23 protein-coding genes are annotated in these 21,669 nt (G+C 51.3%); 19 read left to right on the top strand and 4 right to left on the bottom strand.

The genetic code is table 11. The features are described from left to right. The first annotated feature begins 40 nt into the window (after positions 1-40). The 3 genes from BAA01_02645 to BAA01_02635 all read left to right on the top strand — a co-directional run bounded on the left by BAA01_02645 (position 41) and on the right by BAA01_02635 (position 2,185). Positions 41-424, top strand: a complete 384-nt coding sequence (locus BAA01_02645) for an aspartate 1-decarboxylase (protein OUM89680.1) — start codon at positions 41-43, stop codon at positions 422-424. Positions 425-505: 81 nt separating this feature from the next. Next, positions 506-1,159 carry a hypothetical protein gene (locus BAA01_02640; protein ID OUM89679.1) on the top strand — a complete coding sequence of 218 codons (654 nt, stop codon included), beginning with the start codon at positions 506-508 and terminating at the stop codon, positions 1,157-1,159. 183 nt (positions 1,160-1,342) lie between these two features. After that, positions 1,343-2,185 (top strand): Ku protein, encoded by an 843-nt coding sequence (locus BAA01_02635; GenBank protein OUM89678.1) that lies wholly within the window; start codon positions 1,343-1,345, stop codon positions 2,183-2,185. A 4-nt stretch (positions 2,186-2,189) separates the two neighbouring features. Here BAA01_02635 and BAA01_02630 read toward each other — a convergent pair whose 3' ends face one another. Beyond that, a complete protein-coding gene (locus tag BAA01_02630; GenBank protein ID OUM89677.1) occupies positions 2,190-3,098 on the bottom strand; it encodes a hypothetical protein in 909 nt (302 codons plus the stop codon). Positions 3,099-3,192: 94 nt separating this feature from the next. Between BAA01_02630 and BAA01_02625 the strand changes: the two genes are divergently transcribed. The 7 genes from BAA01_02625 (at position 3,193) to BAA01_02595 (ending at position 10,427) form a co-directional block, all read left to right on the top strand. Next, on the top strand, positions 3,193-4,092 hold the full coding sequence (locus tag BAA01_02625; GenBank protein OUM89749.1) for a hypothetical protein: 900 nt from the start codon (positions 3,193-3,195) through the stop codon (positions 4,090-4,092). 37 nt (positions 4,093-4,129) lie between these two features. Then, positions 4,130-5,455, top strand: coding sequence for an N-ethylammeline chlorohydrolase (locus BAA01_02620; GenBank protein OUM89676.1), 1,326 nt, complete (start codon positions 4,130-4,132; stop codon positions 5,453-5,455). Positions 5,456-5,820: 365 nt separating this feature from the next. Next, positions 5,821-6,294 (top strand): hypothetical protein, encoded by a 474-nt coding sequence (locus tag BAA01_02615; protein OUM89675.1) that lies wholly within the window; start codon positions 5,821-5,823, stop codon positions 6,292-6,294. A 125-nt stretch (positions 6,295-6,419) separates the two neighbouring features. Continuing rightward, entirely contained in the window at positions 6,420-6,947 is a 528-nt protein-coding gene (locus BAA01_02610) for a hypothetical protein (GenBank protein ID OUM89674.1), read from the top strand. Next, positions 6,940-8,433 carry an ATPase gene (locus BAA01_02605; GenBank protein OUM89673.1) on the top strand — a complete coding sequence of 498 codons (1,494 nt, stop codon included), beginning with the start codon at positions 6,940-6,942 and terminating at the stop codon, positions 8,431-8,433. Before BAA01_02610 ends, BAA01_02605 begins: the two co-directional genes overlap by 8 nt. A gap of 77 nt (positions 8,434-8,510) precedes the next feature. Continuing rightward, entirely contained in the window at positions 8,511-9,692 is a 1,182-nt protein-coding gene (locus BAA01_02600; protein ID OUM89672.1) for an aspartate aminotransferase, read from the top strand. 21 nt (positions 9,693-9,713) lie between these two features. Beyond that, positions 9,714-10,427, top strand: a complete 714-nt coding sequence (locus BAA01_02595) for a hypothetical protein (protein OUM89671.1) — start codon at positions 9,714-9,716, stop codon at positions 10,425-10,427. Between the two features lie 204 nt (positions 10,428-10,631). Here BAA01_02595 and BAA01_02590 read toward each other — a convergent pair whose 3' ends face one another. Next, on the bottom strand, positions 10,632-11,684 hold the full coding sequence (locus BAA01_02590; protein OUM89670.1) for a hypothetical protein: 1,053 nt from the start codon (positions 11,682-11,684) through the stop codon (positions 10,632-10,634). Between the two features lie 195 nt (positions 11,685-11,879). Here BAA01_02590 and BAA01_02585 point away from each other — a divergent pair, with 195 nt between their 5' ends. From BAA01_02585 to BAA01_02550, 8 genes are all read left to right on the top strand, one after another. Continuing rightward, positions 11,880-12,227, top strand: coding sequence for a hypothetical protein (locus BAA01_02585; GenBank protein OUM89669.1), 348 nt, complete (start codon positions 11,880-11,882; stop codon positions 12,225-12,227). 56 nt (positions 12,228-12,283) lie between these two features. Beyond that, positions 12,284-13,084: a molybdenum ABC transporter ATP-binding protein gene (locus tag BAA01_02580; GenBank protein OUM89668.1), complete on the top strand. Its 801-nt coding sequence runs from the start codon at positions 12,284-12,286 to the stop codon at positions 13,082-13,084. 44 nt (positions 13,085-13,128) lie between these two features. After that, positions 13,129-13,629 (top strand): phosphotyrosine protein phosphatase, encoded by a 501-nt coding sequence (locus tag BAA01_02575; protein ID OUM89748.1) that lies wholly within the window; start codon positions 13,129-13,131, stop codon positions 13,627-13,629. A 109-nt stretch (positions 13,630-13,738) separates the two neighbouring features. Further along, positions 13,739-14,500, top strand: coding sequence for a beta-ketoacyl-ACP reductase (locus tag BAA01_02570; protein OUM89667.1), 762 nt, complete (start codon positions 13,739-13,741; stop codon positions 14,498-14,500). Between the two features lie 44 nt (positions 14,501-14,544). Then, entirely contained in the window at positions 14,545-14,994 is a 450-nt protein-coding gene (locus tag BAA01_02565) for a hypothetical protein (GenBank protein OUM89666.1), read from the top strand. 16 nt (positions 14,995-15,010) lie between these two features. Continuing rightward, a complete protein-coding gene (locus BAA01_02560; GenBank protein OUM89665.1) occupies positions 15,011-15,436 on the top strand; it encodes a dehydratase in 426 nt (141 codons plus the stop codon). Positions 15,437-15,564: 128 nt separating this feature from the next. Continuing rightward, positions 15,565-17,583, top strand: a complete 2,019-nt coding sequence (locus BAA01_02555) for a transketolase (protein ID OUM89664.1) — start codon at positions 15,565-15,567, stop codon at positions 17,581-17,583. A gap of 254 nt (positions 17,584-17,837) precedes the next feature. Beyond that, complete coding sequence (locus BAA01_02550) at positions 17,838-19,013, top strand: MFS transporter (GenBank protein ID OUM89747.1); 1,176 nt, start codon at positions 17,838-17,840, stop codon at positions 19,011-19,013. A 31-nt stretch (positions 19,014-19,044) separates the two neighbouring features. Here BAA01_02550 and BAA01_02545 read toward each other — a convergent pair whose 3' ends face one another. Next, positions 19,045-19,419, bottom strand: a complete 375-nt coding sequence (locus BAA01_02545; GenBank protein OUM89663.1) for a hypothetical protein — start codon at positions 19,417-19,419, stop codon at positions 19,045-19,047. 271 nt (positions 19,420-19,690) lie between these two features. Then, complete coding sequence (locus BAA01_02540) at positions 19,691-20,614, bottom strand: hypothetical protein (GenBank protein OUM89662.1); 924 nt, start codon at positions 20,612-20,614, stop codon at positions 19,691-19,693. Between the two features lie 350 nt (positions 20,615-20,964). Here BAA01_02540 and BAA01_02535 point away from each other — a divergent pair, with 350 nt between their 5' ends. Next, a complete protein-coding gene (locus BAA01_02535) occupies positions 20,965-21,609 on the top strand; it encodes a hypothetical protein (GenBank protein OUM89661.1) in 645 nt (214 codons plus the stop codon). Positions 21,610-21,669 lie beyond the last annotated feature (60 nt).

Genomic DNA, 21,669 nt, shown 5'->3' with positions numbered 1-21,669 from the left:
CAACGTTCGAAGACCACGTGGATGGGAGGAGACGGACCAGATGTTTCGCGAGATGATGAAAAGCAAGCTCCACCGGGCCACCGTGACAGAAGCGAATCTGCACTATGTCGGCAGCATCACCATCGACCAGGAATTGATGGAGGCTGTCGACCTGCTGCCGAATGAAAAAGTGCAGGTCGTCAACAACAATAATGGCGCCCGCCTGGAGACATACGTCATTCCCGGAGAACGGGGAAGCGGGGTGATCTGCCTGAACGGCGCAGCGGCCAGGCTGGTGCAGCCCGGAGATACCGTGATTATTATTGCCTACGCCTGGATGAGCGATGAAGAAGCCAAGAGGCACGTCCCCAAGGTGGCGATCATCGGCGAAGGCAACCGCATCCAAGAAATCATCCATGAAGAAAAACATGGGGAAATCCTTTAAGGATCCGGCAGATCCTGCAATGGATAATCTCCGGCCAAGAGGAGACAATGAAGATACCAATTTTAAAGGTGGTCTTCAGGAATGGACGTGCCAATATTCAGCCTTTACGACGCGTTGCACCGCAAATTGGACGCAATCGAAGCCTCCTGGCCGCTGCAGCCAGACCGTCTGGCCTGGATTCATGAAATTCATCGCATGATTTATTCCGAATGGCTGGACATGGAGAAACGGCTGGAACAGTTGGCTCTTTTTCAGAAGTACCATGAGGAAAGCCGGAAGCATTTTGAAAAAGTCATCGGTTTTTTTGATCTGGGGATGTACCAAGAAGCCAAAGAACGGCTGGAAGAGATCCTGCGGCACGTTCCCGACGCCATCCTCGTTCGTCTCCTCTTAGCCGCAGTCTGTTATGAAACAGGCGATTACCAAAGAGCCGCCCATCATTTGACGCTGCTTTTGCCTGTCGTCAATTATGCGCCAGTCATCCATTTTGCCCAACACCTTGCGGGTTGCGTGAAGGCAAAATTGGGGCAGTGGGAAGAGGCCAAAGAACAATTCGAACAACTTTACCAAGCGGATCCGTCAAGGGAGGAAACCATTTTCAATCTGGCCTTGTGCTATCATCACCTGGGCATGCACAAGGAGTCAGGTTACCTGCTTCGCAATCTCATCGCGCTGAATCCATCCGATCCCCAGTTGAAGCGATTGTGTGAGCACATTGAACGGAACGGTCAATAACCAGGATAATGAAGTGTCCGTCATGACCAAGTAGCCATTGGTCATCTTTTTTTCTTCATCGCACCATGTTTTCCGCCGTCGGAGGCCGGATGGATGGCATCCCTGAAGATGGCAACATGCGAGGGCATCCAGATGGACATCATGATCATTAAAGATGTCTCATCGAGAATGGGAGGAACGCCCATGCATACGATGTGGAAAGGGGCCATCAGCTTCGGCATGGTCAACATCCCGATACGGATGTTCGCGGCAACAGAAGAAAAGGATATTCACTTCAAAACGCTGCATCAACCCTGTCATACTCCCATCCGTTACCAGCGCCATTGCCCTACCTGCGAACGACCCGTACCGCCGGAAGAACTGATCAAAGGATATGAATTCCAGCCGGGGCAGTATGTCTTGATTCATGATGAGGAAATAAAAAATTTATCCCCTGAACGGAATAAAAACATTGAGATCATGGACTTTGTCCATTTGCAGGAAATCGACCCCATCTATTTTGTCAAAAGTTATTACCTTTCTCCCCAGGAAACAGGCGGCAAAGCATATGCACTTCTCCGTACGGCGATGGAACAGACGGGAAAAATCGCCATAGCCAAGGTGATTTTGCGAAACAAAAGTTCTTTAGCGGCCCTGCGTGTCTATCGGAACATCTTGGTGATGGAAACCATTTTATATCCGGATGAGGTACGTCCAGTTGAACAGGTGCCGGGAGTACCCCAACAGGAAAATCTGCAAGAAAAAGAACTGCAATTGGCGGTCCAGTTGGTGGAGCAGTTGACCACACCCTTTGAGCCTGAAAAGTATATAGACGACTATCGTCATGCCCTGTTGGAATTAATCGAGAAGAAACGGGACGGAATCGATGTGCAGGCGCCGCCGCCGGCCGCGGCCGCCGGACAAGTCATCGATCTGATGGAGGCATTGAAAGCCAGCCTGGAATCTGCCGGCAACGCCGGCAAAAAGAAGCGGGGGAAGGAGAGCGGAAAGAGACGAAAAGAAAAGGAACCGGCGGTGACACATTAGCGGATCATTTTTTAATCCGCAGGATCACGGGCGAACGGAGAAGATGAGATTCCGTCCAAGATTGAAACCGGATAGTTGCACGCAGTTCGGGTTTCAGCCAGATGACATCTCGAGGCGTATGGGGGAGCGCAGCGAAAGGAGAATCTTTCTGTTGCAGCCTGGGGATTTCCTTCTGAATCAAATGCCAATCCGCTTGGCGCAGTCCGCTGGACGCCTGGCCGATAAAGCGCAGCCCTCCTTTGCCATTTGCCGCGCCAAGGTACAAGGAACGGATCATTCCCTGCTCTTTCAGCTCCAGTCCGCCAATCACCGCTTCTATCTCTTGCCAGTGTTTGATTTTGAACCATGCCCGATGCCGCTTCCCGGGCAGGTACTGGCTGTCGATCCGTTTGGCGACGATGCCTTCCAAACCCCATTGCTTCGTCGCCTGGTACAACCCCAGGCCATCCGCAAAACTTTCCACGATCTGCACGTGCTCAGAGGGCAGCAGGGCCTGTTCAAGCAATTCCTGCCGGCGACTCCATGGCAGATGGCACACATCCCTTTCCCCCAGTTTCATCAAATCAAACGCCATCAAGACGGCCGGGTCGGTTTTTTGCGCCTTCTCAATGCGATCGGGCTTGCGGATCCGGATTCGTCTCACCACGCGGGAAAAGCTTGGGCGGTTGTCCTCATCCGGCACGATGAGCTCCCCGTCCAGGATGAAATCTCCGGCTTGCTTCAGCCGCAAACCCTGTAATTCCGGGAAATGGGAAGTGATTTCACCGCCTTTGCGCAGAAAAACGCGAAGGATGTGGTTGTCACGGATGACGATGGCCCTGATCCCGTCCCATTTCACCTGATACCGAAACCGGGCATCTTGAAAAGGTTCTTCCATCAAAATGGGTTCCATCGGCAAAAACGGCAAAGTCATATTCCTCACCTGCCGCTATCTTGCGCATTTATTCTCATCATAATACCTCTTGTTCATTCACCGATCGCCATGTAAGCGGAGGAGGCAGTCGATGATCACGGATGCCGCTTCAAGATGGGTTGAAATCAACGGGCGGGTAATTCGGATAACACACCCGGACAAAGTCCTCTGGCCGGACATCGGATTGACGAAGTGGGATTACATCCTGCATCTGACAAGGCTGGCCCCGCATCTGATTCGCCATGCCCGGAATCGCCTCTTGACCACCATTCGTTTTCCTGAAGGGCTAGGCGGATCCTCTTTTTACCAGAAAAATATCCCTTCCTATGCTCCGGAATGGGTGGATCGGACCGTTTGGAAAAACACCCGCCATATCCTGTTGAACCGCCCTGAAACCCTGGTCTGGCTGGCCAACCAGTCATGTCTGGAATTTCACGTTTCTTTTTCTTTTTGTCACGAAGACCGGTTGCATGCGTTGGTCTTTGATCTGGATCCGAATCAATGCGAATTTTCCCGCGTGGCCGAGGCCGCCTTGATTATTCGTGAAGAACTTCAGTCACTGGCACTCAAGAGCTATGTCAAAACCTCCGGTGCTACCGGCTTGCAGCTTTTTATTCCGATCGCTCCCTGCCCCTATGAAGAGGCAAGGAAGGTCAATCGCTTCTTTGCGGAATACTTTCAGTCGAAATATCCGCAGCTGTTTACTCTGGAACGCATGGTCAGAAAGAGAGGGAAACAGGTGTATTTTGACTATTTGCAGATGTGGCGCGGAAAATCGCTCATCTGTGCCTATTCGCCGCGGGCCCGGCCAGGCGCTCCCGTTTCCGCGCCGCTCAACTGGCCGGAATTGGACAAGGGCATCGATCCGGAACAATTTCACCTCAATAATATCCACGACCGCCTTGAAAAAATGGGCGATCTGTTCCTTCCTCTGACGAGCGAAGCAACCCAGTCGATCACGCCAATCCTGGACCTCCTCAAGGTCCGTTCTTGACGATCGATGAGGCATTTGTTTAAATGGATGTATTATTATGGATGTATTTTTTTGGAGAGAGACGGATGAGATTATGAAACAGCTTTTTTGCGGCGCAACGATCATCACAGGTACCGGTGAGACGATCGAAAATGGCTGGCTGATCATCGAGGACGGAAAGATCAGCTACGTCGGAAACCCGCGCCCAGAGGATGAGCAGGTGCCGTTTGACGAGATTCATGACATGAAGGGGAAGCTCATCCTCCCAGGCTTCATCAATACCCATACCCATGCGGCCATGTCACTGCTGCGTGGATATGCTGACGATCTGCCATTGCAACAGTGGCTGAAAGAAAAAATGTGGCCGATTGAGGCGCAATTTACAAACCGGGAAGTGTATTGGGGCAGCGCCCTGGCGATTCTTGAAATGATCAAAAGCGGGACCACCTGTTTTGCGGACATGTACGATCACATGGACCAGGTGGCCTGTGTCGTAGAGGAGTCGGGTATCCGGGCCAGTCTTGCCCGGGGTGTGATCGGTTATGGGGAACCGGAAGTGGTGAAAGGAAAAATCAAGGAGATGGAACATTTTGCACGCAGTTACCAAGGGGCGGCAGACGGCCGGATCACGACAATGGTCAGCCCGCACGCCATTTACACCTGTCCGCTCCCCGTGATCGAACAGATCATCGAGATCTCTGCACAGCTTTCCCTGCCGATCCACACCCACCTGTCGGAAACCAAGAAAGAGGTTGAGGATTGCTTGGCACAGTACGGCAAGTCGCCGGTGTTCCTCATGCATGAACTTGGATTGTTCGAACGGCCGACGCTGGCGGCGCATGTCGTTCACGTGACGGCGGAGGAACTGGATATCCTGGCCGAATGCCAGGTTTCGATCTCCCACAATCCGGGCAGCAACCTGAAGCTGGCGAGCGGGATCGCGCCGGTTCCGGAAATGATCAGGCGAGGCATCACCGTTTCCCTGGGTACCGACAGTGCGGCCAGCAACAATAACCTTGATCTTTTCGAAGAAATGCGTTTGGCCAGCCTGATCCATAAGGGAAACACGCTGGATCCCCTGGCCGTTCCTGCACAAACAGCCTTGGCCATGGCAACCAGGGAAGGGGCGAGAAGCCTTGGGCTTGAGCAGAAGATCGGCACGCTGGAAGCCGGAAAAGAGGCGGATTTTATCGTCGTCTCCGTTTCGGAACCGCACATGCACCCCTTTTATGATCCCATCTCTCATTTGGTATACAGCGCGCGGGCAGAAGATGTCAGCGATGTCTATGTTCAGGGCAAGCCGCTCATGAAGGGACGCCAGATGCTTACTTTGGATGAGGAACGGATTCTCCATGAAGTGAAAAAGATCGTTCAGCGATGGTGAGCGTTTTTAAAAAAATCAAGCGAAAAAAATCAGGCCTGCACGGGGCAGGCAAAAGCGGGGATAGAGGGGAAGTTTCTATTCTGCGCCCAGCTGATGAAGCAACTGCAGCAGGCTTTGACGGTAGCGCATCGACCGAAGTTCGGACTCAATATCCACCTTGATTCCCTCATCAGGGTTTTCTGTTTCAGGAATGACGGCATGCATCACTTCAGGATTCGGGAAATGGTGTGCGTTATCCAATCTACACCTCCTGCTCCTGAGTCCATTTTTATTATGCGGGTTTCCCGAAGCCTTATGAGTAACAGAATGATGCAATCAGACCAGATCGCTTTGCACAAAGACGCCTGTGCCGAAAGGTGAGAAGCATGAAAAAGGCCTTCCTGATCCTGACGGTCTTGCTGAGTTTGTTTATCGGAACAGGACTGACCGTACTCTTGAAAGGGCTTTATCAGATCCGTGAAAAACAGGAGCAAATTATTCAGGAGGTCACCAGGAACCAATGGCTGAAATCCGTTTCTGAAGTGTCGTTTTTCGCTGGAGAAAAGGCCTATCATGTCGCCAGGGGGCTTGATGCGCAAGGGATCGAAAAATGGATCTGGTACGACGGGGAGGAAATGTACGAAACCCCTGTGGAAGGCCTGATTCCATCTGAGAAAGCGGTGGAAAAGGTACGGCAGCTTTATCCCCAGATGCGGCTCTTGCGAATCACTCCCGGGCTTTTCAAGCAGCGTCCCGTCTGGGTCGCCCTCCTGAAGGAGACAGGCCGCACGCAAGGATATGTCTATCTGTACATGCAAATGACCGATGGAGCGGTGGTCCGAGAGCTGAAGCTCCGTTAACAGGTTTTGTCGTTTTCATTACCCGCGTGGACATGGTATACTGATACCAGTCTTGCCGTTAGGCTGATGACACGCACGATAGCCAACTTGACAGTGACAAACAATGGCAAAGGAATGGAATATGTGTGAAACTGCGGCTTAGCCTCATCCTTGCGTCATTTGTTTCCACCCTGGTGCTGCTTTTTGCGGTTTGGTTCGTGTATGTGACCTGGTTCGTTGAACGGCCAGTGGAAAATAAACTGGCGACGATCAAGGGAGTAGGCGAAGTCCACCTTGAAACGTCACGAGAACAGGTACGTGTCGAGCTTGCGTTGACTGAAGATGCCGAACTCAAATCGGTCCATGAGACGGCTTTGGCCATTCTCAAGCCAATCGCCAAAAAACGCCAACTAACGATCCAGTTTCGTGATCATCCCAGCCAACCGATGCAGGAAGCATGGCAAAAAACCCAGTTTCTCGTCGAGGAGGCATTGAGCCGGCACGAATACCGGAAATTGCCCGAGGTGGCCGAATCTTTTAAAGAACAGCTGCAGCTGGATCAGGCCATCGTAGATATCAATGCGGGTTATGTCTATTTTCAATTTAAAAAAGGAGAATATCGGCTCTACAAAGTATATCCACGCAGAGCGGGAGAGGAGGAGATCCATGGGTAAAGAATTGGCACTTGGTATCATCCCCGCCCTCCTGATTTTTCTCGGCGCCATGGGGGTCAATGTGATGCCGCTGGTTTTACTGGCAATCCTCATTGGGGCCGCCATCTTTTTTTTGCATGCCAGGGGAGAACTGAACCTTGGACTGAAAGAACGGGGGAAATACCTGGTCAAGAACACCTCTGTCGCTTTTGAAGATATTGGCGGCAATGAACGGGTCAAGCGTGAACTGATCGAAGCGCTAGACTTTCTCAAACATTATGACAAAGTGAAAAAATACGGCATCCGCCCGATCAAGGGGATTTTGCTCAGCGGACCCCCGGGGACCGGGAAGACACTCCTGGCCAAGGCTGCGGCCAATTACACGGATTCTGTCTTTCTGGCCGCCTCAGGGAGTGAATTTATCGAAATGTATGTCGGTGTCGGCGCCCAGCGGGTGCGTGAGTTGTTCAAAGAGGCTCGCACCCAGGCGGCCAGGCAAAACAAGGACAGCGCCATCATTTTTATCGACGAGATTGATGTCCTGGCGGGCAAGCGGGACGGTTCACAGTCTCGCGAATATGACCAGACGTTGAATCAGCTGTTGACGGAGATGGACGGGATCAGCACCTCCGATCATCCGAGGATTTTGCTGATCGCCGCCACGAACCGGAAAGACATGCTCGACGAGGCCTTGCTGCGGCCCGGGCGCTTTGACCGGCAAATCGAAGTGGATCTGCCTGAAAAAAAAGCCCGTTTGCAGATCCTGAAGCTGCACAGCCGGAACAAGCCGCTGTCTGAACAGATTGATCTGGAAAAAATTGCCTCTGAAACGTTTGGCTTTTCGGGGGCCCAGCTCGAGAGCCTGATTAATGAAGCGGCCATTTACGCGATGAGGGATGACTCCGAAACCATCCAGCCGGAACACATCGCGCAGGCGATTGACAAGGTGATGCTGGGCGAACAGACGGATAAGGAGTCCACGCAAGAAGAACGCAGGCGAGTGGCAGTGCATGAATTGGGACACGCAGCCATTTCCGAAATTCTCCGTCCCGGCTCCGTATCCCAGGTGGCCCTGAGCCCGCGTGGCGGGGCGCTGGGATACGTCCGGCAGTCGCCCGGTGAGGACCGGTACCTCTACACGCGGCAGCACCTGGAACAGCAAATCATGATTTGCCTGGCCGGAGCCGCGGCAGAGGAACTGATTTACGGAAACCGCAGCACCGGGGCCAAAAATGATTATGAACAGGCGATCCGCATCGTCAAGAGCATGGTGGACACGGGCCTGAGCTCGCTCGGGATCGTGGATGTCAACCTCCTGCCCAAAGAGACGCTGCACAAGGAATGCAACCAGATTCTCAACCAACTTTTCGAACAAACGGTGAATCTGTTAAAGAAACATCGCCCTCTCTTTGAGCAGGCGCTGAATATCCTCCTGGACGAGGAAGTATTAAGCGGAGCCACGTTCCGCAAATTATTCCAGGCGTATCTCGCAGACCAGGCCGGTTAACCGGTCTGGCTTTTCCTTTCTCTGGAGAACAGGTAAAATAGAGGATGACTGTTTAAATCGTGAAATGGGGGACAGACATGAACCTATCTGAACGTGTGCGAAACATTTCGCCTTCACCTACATTAGCCATCACGGCCAAGGCAAAGGAAATGAGGAAACAAGGCCTGGATGTAGTGGGTTTCGGCGCTGGCGAACCGGATTTCAACACGCCCCATCACATCATTCAGGCTGCGGCGGAAGCGATGCAAAAAGGATTTACCAAATACACTCCGGCTGGCGGCATTCCGGAACTGAAGCAGGCCATCGCTGAAAAACTGGAACAGGATAATCAGCTCAAGTACACCGCCGATGAAGTGGTGGTCACGGCGGGAGCCAAGCATGCCTTGTATAACCTGTTTCAAGTGCTTTGTGAACCGGGGGATGAAGTGATTATCCCTGTCCCGTACTGGGTCAGCTATCCTGAGCAGGTCAAACTTGCGGGAGCGGTCCCCGTTTTCATCGAAGGAAAAGAGGAAAACCAGTTTAAAATCACGCCGGAACAACTGGAAGCGGCCATCACGCCGAGGACGAAAATCTTCTTGCTCAACTCACCCAGCAACCCCACCGGAATGATCTACAGCAAGCAGGAACTGGAGGCATTGGGGGAAGTATGCTTGCGCAAGGGGCTCGTGATCATTTCGGACGAGATCTATGAAAAGCTGCTCTATGACGATGCCGCCCATATCAGCATCGCCTCGCTCAGTCCGGAACTGAAGGCAAACACCATTGTTGTCAACGGAGTCTCCAAGCCGTATGCCATGACCGGCTGGCGCATCGGTTATGCAGCGGGGCCGAAAGAGGTCATCAAGGCGATGGAAAGGCTGTCCAGCCATAGCACCTCGAATCCCACCTCCATCGCCCAATACGCGGCGCTGGCAGCGATTACCGGAACACAGGAACCGTTGGAAGAGATGAAACGGCACTTTGCAGAACGGCGCCGGAAAATGCTGGATTGGATCGGCCGGATCCCGGGGTTCAAGGTCTTTCCGCCGCAGGGCGCCTTTTATGTGTATATCAACATCAAGTCCACCTATCAGACGGCACATGGGCGCTTTGCCAATGCGGACGAATGGGCAAAGGCGCTCCTGGAACAGGAGAAGGTGGCTGTGGTGCCCGGTTCCGGCTTTGGCACGAAGGACCATATCCGGCTGTCTTACGCGACCAGTCTGGAGCAGATCGATAAAGGGATGGAGAGGATTGCACGTTTTGTGCAGGGATAACCTCACTTGGGGTGCAGGAAGATGAACAGGCGCCAAACGGAGAATCATTTCTTCATGCAGACATGGCAAGACCCCTGCGTCACCTTGCCGGGTTCCTTGCTCAAGAATTACAAGCACCTGGGCATCCAGGACGAGGAGATGATGTTGATCATCCAGCTGCTGGCATTCCGGCAAATGGAAAGAAACGCCTTCCCGACCTTCGACGAACTGGCCAGCTGTCTCTCCTGCGATCGGCAAGAGGTCGTGCAACGCATTCAGCGGCTGATGCAAAAGGGGCTCCTTACCATTTCCCGGCATCAGGATCCGGGAAGCGGCATGACCACCGAATCCTACCGGCTGGAACCCCTGTTTGAAAAATGGCAGGCATACCAAGCCGGCAAACAGGTGCCGCCACCATCAGAAGAAGAGAAAAGAAAATCCATCTTCACGATTTTTGAAGAGGAGTTTGGCCGCCCTCTATCCCCGATGGAATGCGAAATGCTCAACTCCTGGCTGGATCGTGACGGCTGTTCGGAAGAACTGGTCAAAGCCGCCTTGAAAGAGGCTGTGCTGAGCGGAAAACTGAACTTCCGGTATATTGATCGGATTCTCTTCGAATGGCAGCGAAACAATATCCGTACACCCAAAGAGGCGCAAGCCCATGCCTTGCGTTTCCGCGAACGGCGGCTGCGAGGCGGGGGTCCGCCAGATTTTACGTTTTATAATTGGCTGGAAGAAGAACATCCTGGGCAATGATTTCCCTATTCCTCATTTCCCAGGCAAGCGCAAGATTGTTAATTGTTCGACAATATTGTCGAACCCTGTGACATCCGCCCTCATTCACATCCATCGCATTTGAATGCAGGCAAGCTGGCTTTTTTTTCTTCTCCCGATGGGCGTCTATCTATGCATGTCATCCTGTCCAGCTTGCCTTCAATCGGAAGACAACGGTTTTTTAAATCACGGATTGCATTTGACAGCTTCTCGTTTTTCAAACAGTTTTCGCAGTTCCTGGGCTGTTGCCTCTGGTTTTTTCAAGGAAAGCGGTTCATTGTGAAGCACCTTGAAATAATTGATCTCGCTTGTTCCGATCATGCCCAATGTGGTTCGAGGGATGATCCTGACATGAACGCGGTAGCCAGGGGAGGGAATGACCGGCACAAAAAAGCCGAGGTTAAAACTGACAAACCGGTTTTCTTTCAAGTAACTAAAAATCACCAAGAGGTCTCTTGCCATCTGCCGGATCTTTTCTTCAGTCAGTTGAGCCAGGGTTTCCACCTCCTTGAAGATGCCCAGGATGTCCATTTGACCTTGCGGGGCAAAGCTATGTACCCAAGCCAGAGCTTCGTTCTCGCCAATCCACCGCTGCCCCCGCTTCTTTTCTTCCTGAATCAGCGTCGTGTAATAATGGATTCCATGATGTTCCAAGAATTGTCTGGCTGCCGACAGCGTTTTCCGTTGATAATTGCTCGGATGTGGGGTAGCCACCACCTGAAGGTGTGGATGGATAATGCTGGCGCCTGCCATTGGCATATAGTTCCAGTTGATGGACGTATAGATCGACGCAGGATCTACCCGATGGATGGCTTCCAGGCAATCCTTGGCCACGAGAAAACCGTCCGTCAGCATCTCTTCTGTAAATTCATCCAGGGGAACATAATGGCGGCCGGAAAAGATGGCCACACCGCTATGCTTGCCGTAAGGAAACAGGTTGGGAAACACGACCGCCTCTCCCCGTTTGAACCGGCCATCTTCATGAATCTTTTCCGGGTACCGGGGCGTGACTTGAAACAGATTTTCCGGACAAAAAGGACAGCCCATCTGTCTGGTTTTTTCAGCGATTTCGCGATAATCAGGCGGGTTTAGCTGTCCCAGCGGATATTCCAGGATGCGCGATGTGTCCCCTGTCAGCGGGCAATAACGAACCTCCGTCTTTCGGGAAAACGGTTCCCAATTCCTGGTCGGGTCGTAAAACTCCGTCCATTCTTCTTCGACTCGGAATTGGATAGCCATGCTCATCACTCCTTACCATTACTTGGATGACTGCAGAAAAACAAAATCTTCGGATGAGAATCTTTACGAATAGTATGGCTTACGATGGGAATTCAAGTCAATCAGGCTCTATGAATCTTTTAAAATCAGTTAAGAGAACCAACCGCAGGAAGAGAGGAAAATGACTGAAACCATCATGTGTCAGGGGGGAGCAAATTGAAATGGGTGGTTCAAGTCCTATTGAACGGATTGGCGCTGTTTCTCGTCGCATCCGTTTTGCCGAGTGTCCATCTTCAGGGAATCGGCACGGCCGTACTGGCAGCCTTGATTCTGGGAATCGTCAATGCATTGATTCGCCCGCTGCTGGTCATTCTTACACTCCCGTTGACTTTTCTCACCTTTGGGCTTTTTTTATTGGTCATTAACGCGTTGACCTTTTCGATCACTGCGTGGATCTTGCCCAGTTTTCAGATCGACGGATTTGCCGGCGCATTTTGGGGCGCACTGTTGATGGGTTTGTTCAGCTGGGGGCTTCATGCTCTTACTTCGCTTTTTTGGAAATAATGGCAAATCTCGAAAATAGTTTTATCTATCTTTCGTGATATATGGAGGAAAGAATCATGGCAAACGCATCCCAAACAGCTGTGCTTGTCGAACAGGTAGAGTGGTGGCGAGGGGAACAGCATATCCTGAAAAATATCAATTGGCAGGTCAAATCAGGGGAACACTGGGCGATCCTGGGGCTCAACGGCTCCGGCAAAACCACGTTGCTGCAGATGGTGGCCGGTTATCTCTGGCCGTCTAAAGGCAGAATTACCGTTCTAGGCAACCAGTATGGAAGATGTGATCTGCGCGAGGTGCGAAAAGCGATTGGCTGGGTCAGTTCCGTCCTGGAAGAGCGTCTGAATCCCGCTGAAACGGTTCGGGACATTGTGATCAGCGGCAAATTTGCCTCATTTGGGCTTTACGAGGAGTGGGGCGAAAAGGAGGTGGAGGAAGCGGAAAAAATCATGGATGTGTTAGGTTGCCGGCATTTGTCTGGTCACCGTTTCGGACGGCTTTCACAAGGCGAAAAACAAAAGGTGATCATTGCCCGTGCGCTGATGAGCCAGCCGCAATTGTTGATTCTTGACGAGCCATGCAATGGGCTGGATCTGTATGCCCGCGAACATCTGTTGGACACCATCTCCAAATTGGCCGAGCAGCAGGATGGTCCGACACTGCTGTACGTGACCCATCACATCGAAGAGATTCTGCCGGTTTTTCAGTGCGTCCTGCTCATGGCTGACGGCGCGGTCAGCGCGCAGGGGAAAAAGGAAGAGGTTCTGAGCGATCAAAACCTCACTGCAGCATACAGGCTGGCGATCCATATTGAATGGCGGGAAGGAAGGCCTTGGCCGCAAATCTTCAAGCGGATATAATGAGTGGATACATCCGGAGCATGCAAAAAGAGGTGGCAAAGCTGATGAAGATTCACGTATTGTTCGTTTGCTTGGGAAACATCTGCCGCTCCCCGATGGCTGAAGCAATTTTTCGCCATCTCGTTCGGGAAAAAGGCCTGACTGAGCATTTCGTGATCGATTCCGCGGGTCTCGGAGGATGGCATGTGGGTTCCCCGCCTCACGAAGGAACGCGCAACATCCTGAAAGAGAAGCAGATCGATCCATCCGGGTTGATCGCCCGTAAAATCAGGAAAGAGGATTTGAACACGTTCGATTACATTCTTGTCATGGATCGGTCCAATTTACGAGGAGTCAGGGAACTGGCCCGCAAGTTGGAGCGCCATCGCGCCGAGGTGCGGCTGCTGATGGAGTTTGCGCCGGAAAAAGGGCATTCCGAGGTGCCCGATCCTTATTATGACGGGCGGTTTTCAGAAGTGTACGAACTGGTTGAAGCTGGATGCCGCGGATTTCTAAACTATCTGATGAACAAGCATTTTTCCCAGGAAACGGGAAATGAGAATTAAGTTATGATTCTTGCTGAAGTCTTTGAATTGTGATATAACTAATATTGGCAACGTTAAAAAAACGTTTTAAACATGGAGCTTTCCAGAGAAAAAGAAAGAGGGGAAAGAGATGGGAAGATTTGACGGACAGGTGGCCATCGTCACCGGCGCGGCACGCGGTATCGGGGCAGCTATTGCCCGCAGGTTGGCTTCTGAAGGGGCTCGTGTCGGCGTATTTGATCTGAATCTGGATGGCGCAGAGACGGTGGTTCAAGAGATCCGTTCCGCTGGCGGGGAAGGTTTAGCCTTGGCATGTGACGTGTCCAATGCTGAGCAGGTGGAAGCGAGCATCAAAAAAGTGGTGGAGCAGTATGGCAAGCTGGACATTCTTGTCAATAATGCCGGTGTGATACGCGACAATCTCCTGTATAAAATGACCGAAGACGACTGGAACACTGTGATTGACATTCACTTGAAAGGGACGTTTTTGTGCTCGAGGGAAGCGCAAAAATACATGGTTCCGCAAAAATACGGCAGAATAATCAATCTTTCTTCCACATCCGCCTTGGGAAACAGGGGGCAGGTTAACTATTCGGCGGCCAAAGCGGGCATACAGGGCATGACCCGGACAATGGCCATCGAATTGGGACCTTACGGCATTACCGTCAATGCTATCGCCCCTGGGTTTATCCAGACAGAGATGACCCGGGCCACTGCGGAAAGAATGGGTATTTCCTTCGAGACTATGATTGAAGAATTTGTCAAGCGCAATCCGATCAAACGGGTTGGTACGCCGGAAGATATTGCCAATGTGGCCGCATTTCTGGCTTCCAAAGAGGCGGAATACGTCACTGGACAGATCATTTATGTAGCCGGCCGGCCTACGGTCTAAAGGCGAGTGAAAATCCTATAAAAGAACGCAGAGGTGGTACAACCATGGCGATCGACAAGAGTCTCATCGGCAGAAAAACGGAAGTTTATACCATTGAAGTGGAAAAAGGGCATATCCGCCGTTTTGCCGAAGCGGTAGGGGATGATTGTCCCCTGTATGTAGATGAAGCGTATGCGGTGTCGACTCCGTACCGAGGGATTATCGCGCCCCCTACATTTGCAACCACACTGACGATGAACGCGCCCAGCCCTTTAAAAGATGTTCCAGGGTTTGAAATGCGCCGGGTATTGCATGGGGAGCAGGAATACATCTTTCACAGGCCCATGCGTCCGGGAGACAAGTATTGGGTCCAAAGCGAAATTACGGATGTATTCGATCGTCAAGGAAGCTCTGGCCGGATGACGTTCATTATCATTGAAACCGTTGCCAGGGATATCGATAATCAGCCTGTCGTAACCGGCCGTTCAACCATCGTGTACAGACAAGACATTTAACGGGGAGGCAACCAGGATGAAAGTGTTGACGTTTTCAGACCTGCAGGAAGGAATGGAATTGGAGGCGCTGGAGAAGCCCCCTATAGACCGCGTCCAGCTGGTAAAGTATGCCGGAGCATCCGGAGATTTTAACCCGCTACATACCGTGGACAGTTTTGCCCAGTCAGCCGGCTTGGATGGTGTCATTGCCCACGGAATGTTGAGCATGGGATTTTTGGGACAATATGTTCGTGCGCTTGTGGGAGTCAATGCCGATATCAAGCAGATAAAGGTGCGGTTCCAACGCATGGTTAAGCCGGGGGATGTCCTCACTTGCCGCGGCAAGGTGACCGCTGTGAACGAGGGTGATGAAGGCAAAATCGCCACATTTGACATCGCGGCCGTGAATCAAAAAGGCGAAGTGGTTACAGCAGGATCGGCCAAGGTAAAATTTTTTGAATAAACGCTTTAAAATTTTCCAGAGGCACCCATCGCGGTGTCTTTTTTATTTTTTAACAGATGCATTTTGGATCTGGTTCAGTTATCATAAAAGAGGATTGAGTATCTGTAGGTACAGGAGGCATCTTTTTCATGACGACTGTCGATCCATCGATTGAACAGTTGGCTATCAACACCATTCGAACCCTTTCTATTGACGCAATCGAACAGGCCAACTCCGGACACCCAGGGATCACGATGGGGGCAGCGCCCATGGCTTATGTTCTCTGGACAAAGCTGATGAAGCATAATCCGGCCAATCCATCCTGGTTCAACCGGGATCGCTTTGTCCTGTCGGCGGGACATGGGTCCATGTTGCTGTACAGTCTGCTTCACCTGTGTGGCTATCCCATTGAATTGTCAGATATTAAGCAATTTCGCCAGTGGAACAGCATCACCCCTGGCCACCCGGAATACGGACACACACCAGGCGTTGAGGCCACGACCGGTCCGCTTGGGCAAGGAATTGGCATGGCCGTCGGCATGGCGATGGCAGAACGCCACCTGGCCGCTATATACAACCGGCCTGGTCACACCATCATTGACCACTATACATATGTCCTCTGCGGGGATGGCGATCTGATGGAGGGAATTTCCAGCGAAGCCGCTTCCCTGGCAGGACACCTGAAGTTGGGGCGTCTAATCGTGCTGTATGATTCCAACCAGATCTCTCTGGACGGCGAGACCAGCCATGCATTTACTGATGATATCGCCAAACGCTTTGAAGCATATGGCTGGCAGTACATGAGGGTGGAAGACGGAAATGATATTCAGGCGATTTATGAGGCGATCGATCAGGCCAGGAAGGAACAGGAACGTCCGACATTGATTGAAATCCGTACTGTCATTGGTTATGGAAGTCCCAACAAGGCAGGCAAATCGGACGTCCATGGGGCGCCTCTCGGTACGGAAGAGGTCAAGCGTGTCAAGGAGGCCTATGGTTGGCCGGGTGAAGAGCCGTTTTATGTTCCTGAAGCAGTAAGGGAGCTCTTTGCTAAAGTGAAGAGACGCGGCGAGCAAGAGGAGGCCGCCTGGCTGGAAAAATTGCGCGCTTATGAGGAAGCGCACCCGCAACTGGCGGCACAATTGAAACTGGCGATAAATGGCCAGCTGCCCGCCGGATGGGATGATGAAATACCGTCTTACTCCGTATCGGATAAAGCCATTGCGACCCGTTCAGCCTCCGGCGAGATTCTCAACGCGATTGCCCGCCGCTTGCCGACGTTGATTGGCGGTTCGGCCGATTTGGCTTCATCCAACAAGACGCTCCTGAAGGGAGAAGAAACGTTTCGCGCGCCGGACTACACCGGACGGAACATCTGGTTTGGCGTGCGTGAACATGCGATGGGCGCGGCGCTCAATGGCATGTTGCTGCACGGGGGCGTTCGTGTCTATGGCGGCACCTTTCTCGTCTTCTCCGACTATTTGCGGCCGGCAATCCGCCTTGCGGCGATTATGAAATTGCCTGTCGTTTATGTGTTCACCCATGACAGCATCGCCGTCGGAGAGGATGGACCGACACATGAGCCGATCGAACATCTGCCATCTCTTCGCGCCATTCCGGGACTGTATGTGCTTCGCCCGGCTGATGCCAACGAGACAGCTGCCGCCTACCGTTTTGCTGTTCAAAAGGCGGATGGTCCCGTTGCCATGATTCTCACCAGGCAGAACCTTCCCATTCTGGAAGGGACGAAGGAGAGGGCGCCCGATTACTTTGAAAAGGGGGCGTACATTCTCAGCGAACCTCAGGAATATCCGCAGGGCATCCTTCTCGCAACGGGTTCTGAAGTATCACTGGCACTGCGCGCGCAGCAACAACTGTTGTCGGAAGGCTACCCGGTGCGTGTGGTCAGCATGCCGAGCTGGGAGCTTTTTGAACGACAAGATCAAAGCTACAGGGATTCGGTGTTGCCGCCTTCCATCACAGCCCGTTTGGCGATTGAAATGGCCCGCCCATTGGGTTGGGAGAGATACGTTGGGGATAAAGGAGCGATCCTTGGCATTGACACCTTCGGCGCATCTGCGCCAGGAGAGCGGGTAATGAAAGAGTTCGGTTTTACAGTCGAACACGTGGTGGAAAAAATGAAACGATTGCTGAACCCCTCTGAATGACCTTTTTGTCATGATTCACTGAACACAATGAAAGGAAGCCGGACACGAGGCTTCCTTTTCCATTTGCCGCATATGTGTCATCTTCATCTTGTTCGACATGAATTAATTACATAATATATCTTATGTTAACTTTTTTGAATATGACGTCGCTTTCAGCTAAAATAGGGTTGTAACGCGTTTGCGCGACAACCGGGTCTCTATGACACGTTCTCTATTTTACTTCAGGCAGGGGGCTACACGCATTGGCTAAAACATTGGATAAGCGAATGGGTATCGTGATGTTGCTTTTAATCACGATTTTTATCGGTTTTGGTCTGATCATTCCTGTGATGCCCGTGTTGGTTCAAGAGGTGGGAGCTGCGCCTTATCACCTGGGATGGCTGTTATCGATTTATGCCTTCTTTTCTTTTATCCTTTCTCCAATCTGGGGAGGGTTATCGGATCGATACGGAAGGCGGCCATTGATTATCATGGGACTTGTCGGATACAGCATCAGCTTCTTTTTGTTCGGCATGGCAACAGATAAGCTCTGGTTAATGTACATATCGCGCATCCTGGGGGGATGTTTCTCCGGTGCCGCCACATCGGTGGCCATGGCTTATGTGGCCGATATCACCAGTGATGAAGAGCGAACCAAAGGGATGGGCCTGGCAGGAATGTCCATTGGTCTCGGGTTTATCATCGGTCCTGCTGTCGGCGGGTTTCTCAGCCATTTTGGCCTGGCCGTTCCCTTTTTTGTGGCATCGGCACTTTCTCTTCTGTTAACCCTGTTTGCGTTTTTTTATTTGGACGAGTCGTTGCCGTCCGCCGCTCGACAGAAAAAGCGTGCCACCCAAAAAACATCCCGTTGGAAAGCATTTTCCGGATCATTGAAGTACCTTTACGTGGTTTCTTTTATCGGCTCCTATGGTCTTGCCGGACTTGAGGCGACACTTCAATATTTTCAAATGGTGAAAATCCATGCCACTCCTTCTCAGATCGGACTGATCCTGCTCATTAGCGGGCTGGTCGGCGCTTTGATTCAAGGAGGAGTGGTGCGGCGGATTAAACCTGAACATGAACTGCGCACGGTAGGCATCGGGCTCATTGTGTCTTCCATCGGCATGATTCTGATTCTCTTTTCGTCCAACTTTTGGACAGCTACGCTTTTTGTGGTGATTTTCGGTGCAGGCAACACCCTCATCCGCCCCTGCATCACTTCGCTGATCACAAAAAAAACCACCACGGGGCATGGGGTGGCAACAGGCTTGATTTCATCGATGGATAACCTGGGGAGAATCGTGGGGCCGCTTTTGGCGACGTTCATGTATTCGGCCAATATTCCCCTGCCATTTGTTGTCACCGCCTGTATTACGTTGCTGTCCGTCATGCTGCTGTTTGCCTTTGTTACACATGAGAAAAAGTGGGCCCCGTACTCATCACAGTTGTGAAAAGCAAGGGGCCACATCCTCATTGTTATCTTCAATAAATGAATACAGGCAGGGGGATGGCTTGCTTCTCCCGAATGCGAAAGCACCCGACCGTCGGTTGAAGGTCTACGGCAACTTCCTTTGGTTCCGCGAAGCTGTTTTGCTCCAAAGCTTTCTTGTATTTTGACTCCTTTTCCTGATAATCGCTAATCGCATTCTTGTTTTTCGTTTCTTTTTCTTCAAGTTCCTTGATTCGTCGGTGCAGTTGTTCCATTGCTCGTTGCCACTCCAACTCCTTTTCTTCGTAGTGGGTGATCATGTCGTCTTTTTGTTGCAGCAACTGCCGGTATTCCTTGTCCTTTTGTTCGAGCAGTTTGTTAAATTCCGTCTCTTTTTTCGCTAAAAGTTGCCTGCGTTTTTCACCCATTTCATCTAGCAATTTAAGAGCTTCAGATTCCTTTTCCTGGTAGTTGGCAAGCGGTGTTGTTCGATTTTTTGATGCAATTGCCGGAAAAATTCTGCTTCCTTTTGATCTAGACGTTCCCGGAATTCTCTTTCTTTTTGCGCCAGAAGTTGTCGGTGTTGCAGGTCCTTGTCTTCAAGCGGAGATACTCGGCTTCTTTTTCCTGATAGGCGGCAAGTTGCTGGCTGAGCTGGGTGACTTGCTGTTGCAAATCGGCTTGTTGAGCTTCAAGATTTCAGTTCAAGTCGTCATTTTCTTCGGCCAGTTGGGGGTACACTTCACCTTTTTGTTCCAGAATCTGTAATAATTCTGCTTCCTTTTGCTCAATCAGCTTTCTGTATTTCGCTTCTGTTTGCTCCAAGAGGTGGCTATATTCGGTTTCTTTTTCCTGGCAGGCCGCGAGTTGCTGATTGAGTTGGGCAAGTTGTTGTTGCGATTCAGCTTGTTGAGCTTCAAGACGCCGGATTAGGTCTTCTTTTTGTTCGGTCAGCTGGCGTAGTTCTTCGTCTTTTTGGGCGAGAAGTTTACAATACGATGTTTCCACTTGTTCCAGGAGTCTGCTGTGCTCAGTATCTTTTTCCTGGTAAGCAGCAAGATGCTGGTTTAGATGAGCAAATTGTTGCCGGTATTCCGCCTCCTTTTGCCGGTGTTTCTCAATCTCTTGGTTAAGCTTTTCCAATGCTTGGTTCAATTTTGCTTCAAGAGAATGATAATGGGCAATTGATTCGTCTTTTTGATAGTCCGCTGTATTTTTCGTTTCTGAAGACTTTTTGAGTTCATTGAATTCTTCCAGTCTTTTTTCCCATGTGTCCAGCTTCTTTTGATACTGGGCAATGGTTTTTTCCTTTTGTTCAAGAAAGTTTAGGTAATCTGCCTCCCTTTTTTCAAAGTCGTTGATCCTGCCGTTTAATCGTTCGACGACGCGGTTCCATTCTTTTTCTTTGTCTTGGTATCGCCTGAGCATGGCGTTTAACTGCTCCATCTGCTTGCTGGTTTCGTGATCACGTTGGAGACTTTCCCTCAATCTTTCTTTCAGATCATTGAGTTCCTCGCTGTATTGCGTCGCTTTTGCTTCATAATAGGCGCGTTGCCGTTTTAGCGCGGACATCTGTTCTTTAATAAGTTGCAGCTTGCCGGAGGGTTTCTTTTTTTGTAACATAGCATATTTTCCTCCATTCCCCGTACTTTTCCCTATAGACATATGTAACAAGGAGGAAAGTGTGCATAAAGACAACGAAGGAACTTTCTCTTTTCTTAACATGGAAATATCGGGAAAATCTGTTGTTCTTCCGTATGTTTGTGCGTAATCGGTTGTTTAAGGCACATATGGCGGCGAAATGACATCCGGGAAAGTGATACAGTCTTGCACGATGAGGTAGGCATCCGGAACTGTCTTGAACCCGGTGTCAAAGACGATGGCACCCAGCGCGTTATGCAGAATGAGGCGGTATTCATCTGTGAGGCCGGGCAGTTCACGAAGCGTTATCTCGAAGGAAAGGGAGATCTTGTGTGCCGGGTGGGGTGAAATTGCGGGTACCTGTAGTGATTTGCGTCAACAGCTTGTTTCCCCACCAGTTGGCTCGGCTGGGTGAAAAAATGGGCTTTCAGTTGATCCACATCAGCACGGACTGCGTCTTTTCAGGCCAGAGGGGGGAATATGCCGAGCAAGATGTCACCGACGGCACGACCGCTTACGCCAAGACCAAATGCCTGGGAGAGGTGACGTATGGCGGCCATCTCACCATACGCACGTCCATCATCGGTCCCGAGCTCAAGGACGGCATCGGGTTGTTCCACTGGTTCATGAAGCAGAAAGGGGTGGTGCGGGGCTACCGCAGGGTATTCTGGAACGGCGTGACCACGCTGGAATTGGCCAAGGCGATCGACTGGGTGCTGCAAAAACCGATGATTGCCGGATTGGTACATCTGGCAGAACCTGGAAAAATATCCAAGTATCAGTTGCTGGTTTGGCTCAAGGAGGCGTTTGGCTGCGATGACGTCACGATATATCCTTACGACGGGATCATCTCCGACAAGAGCTTGCTCAACACCCGTGCCGATTTCACCTATGCCGTCACACCGTATCGGGAAGCGCTGGCGGAATTGCGCGAGTGGATCCAAACCCACCCGGGTTACGGCTATGGGCATGGATAAGTTCCTTACACAGAGAACGTTCATAAAGAGAAGAGGGGAGGGGAGGGGAGGCGAACAGCG

This window comes from Bacillus thermozeamaize, from assembly GCA_002159075.1.
GTDB lineage: Bacteria > Bacillota > Bacilli > ZCTH02-B2 > ZCTH02-B2 > Bacillus_BB > Bacillus_BB thermozeamaize.
The sequence above is the reverse complement of the archived record's forward strand: the minus strand, read 5'-3'. Positions and strand labels throughout refer to the sequence as shown.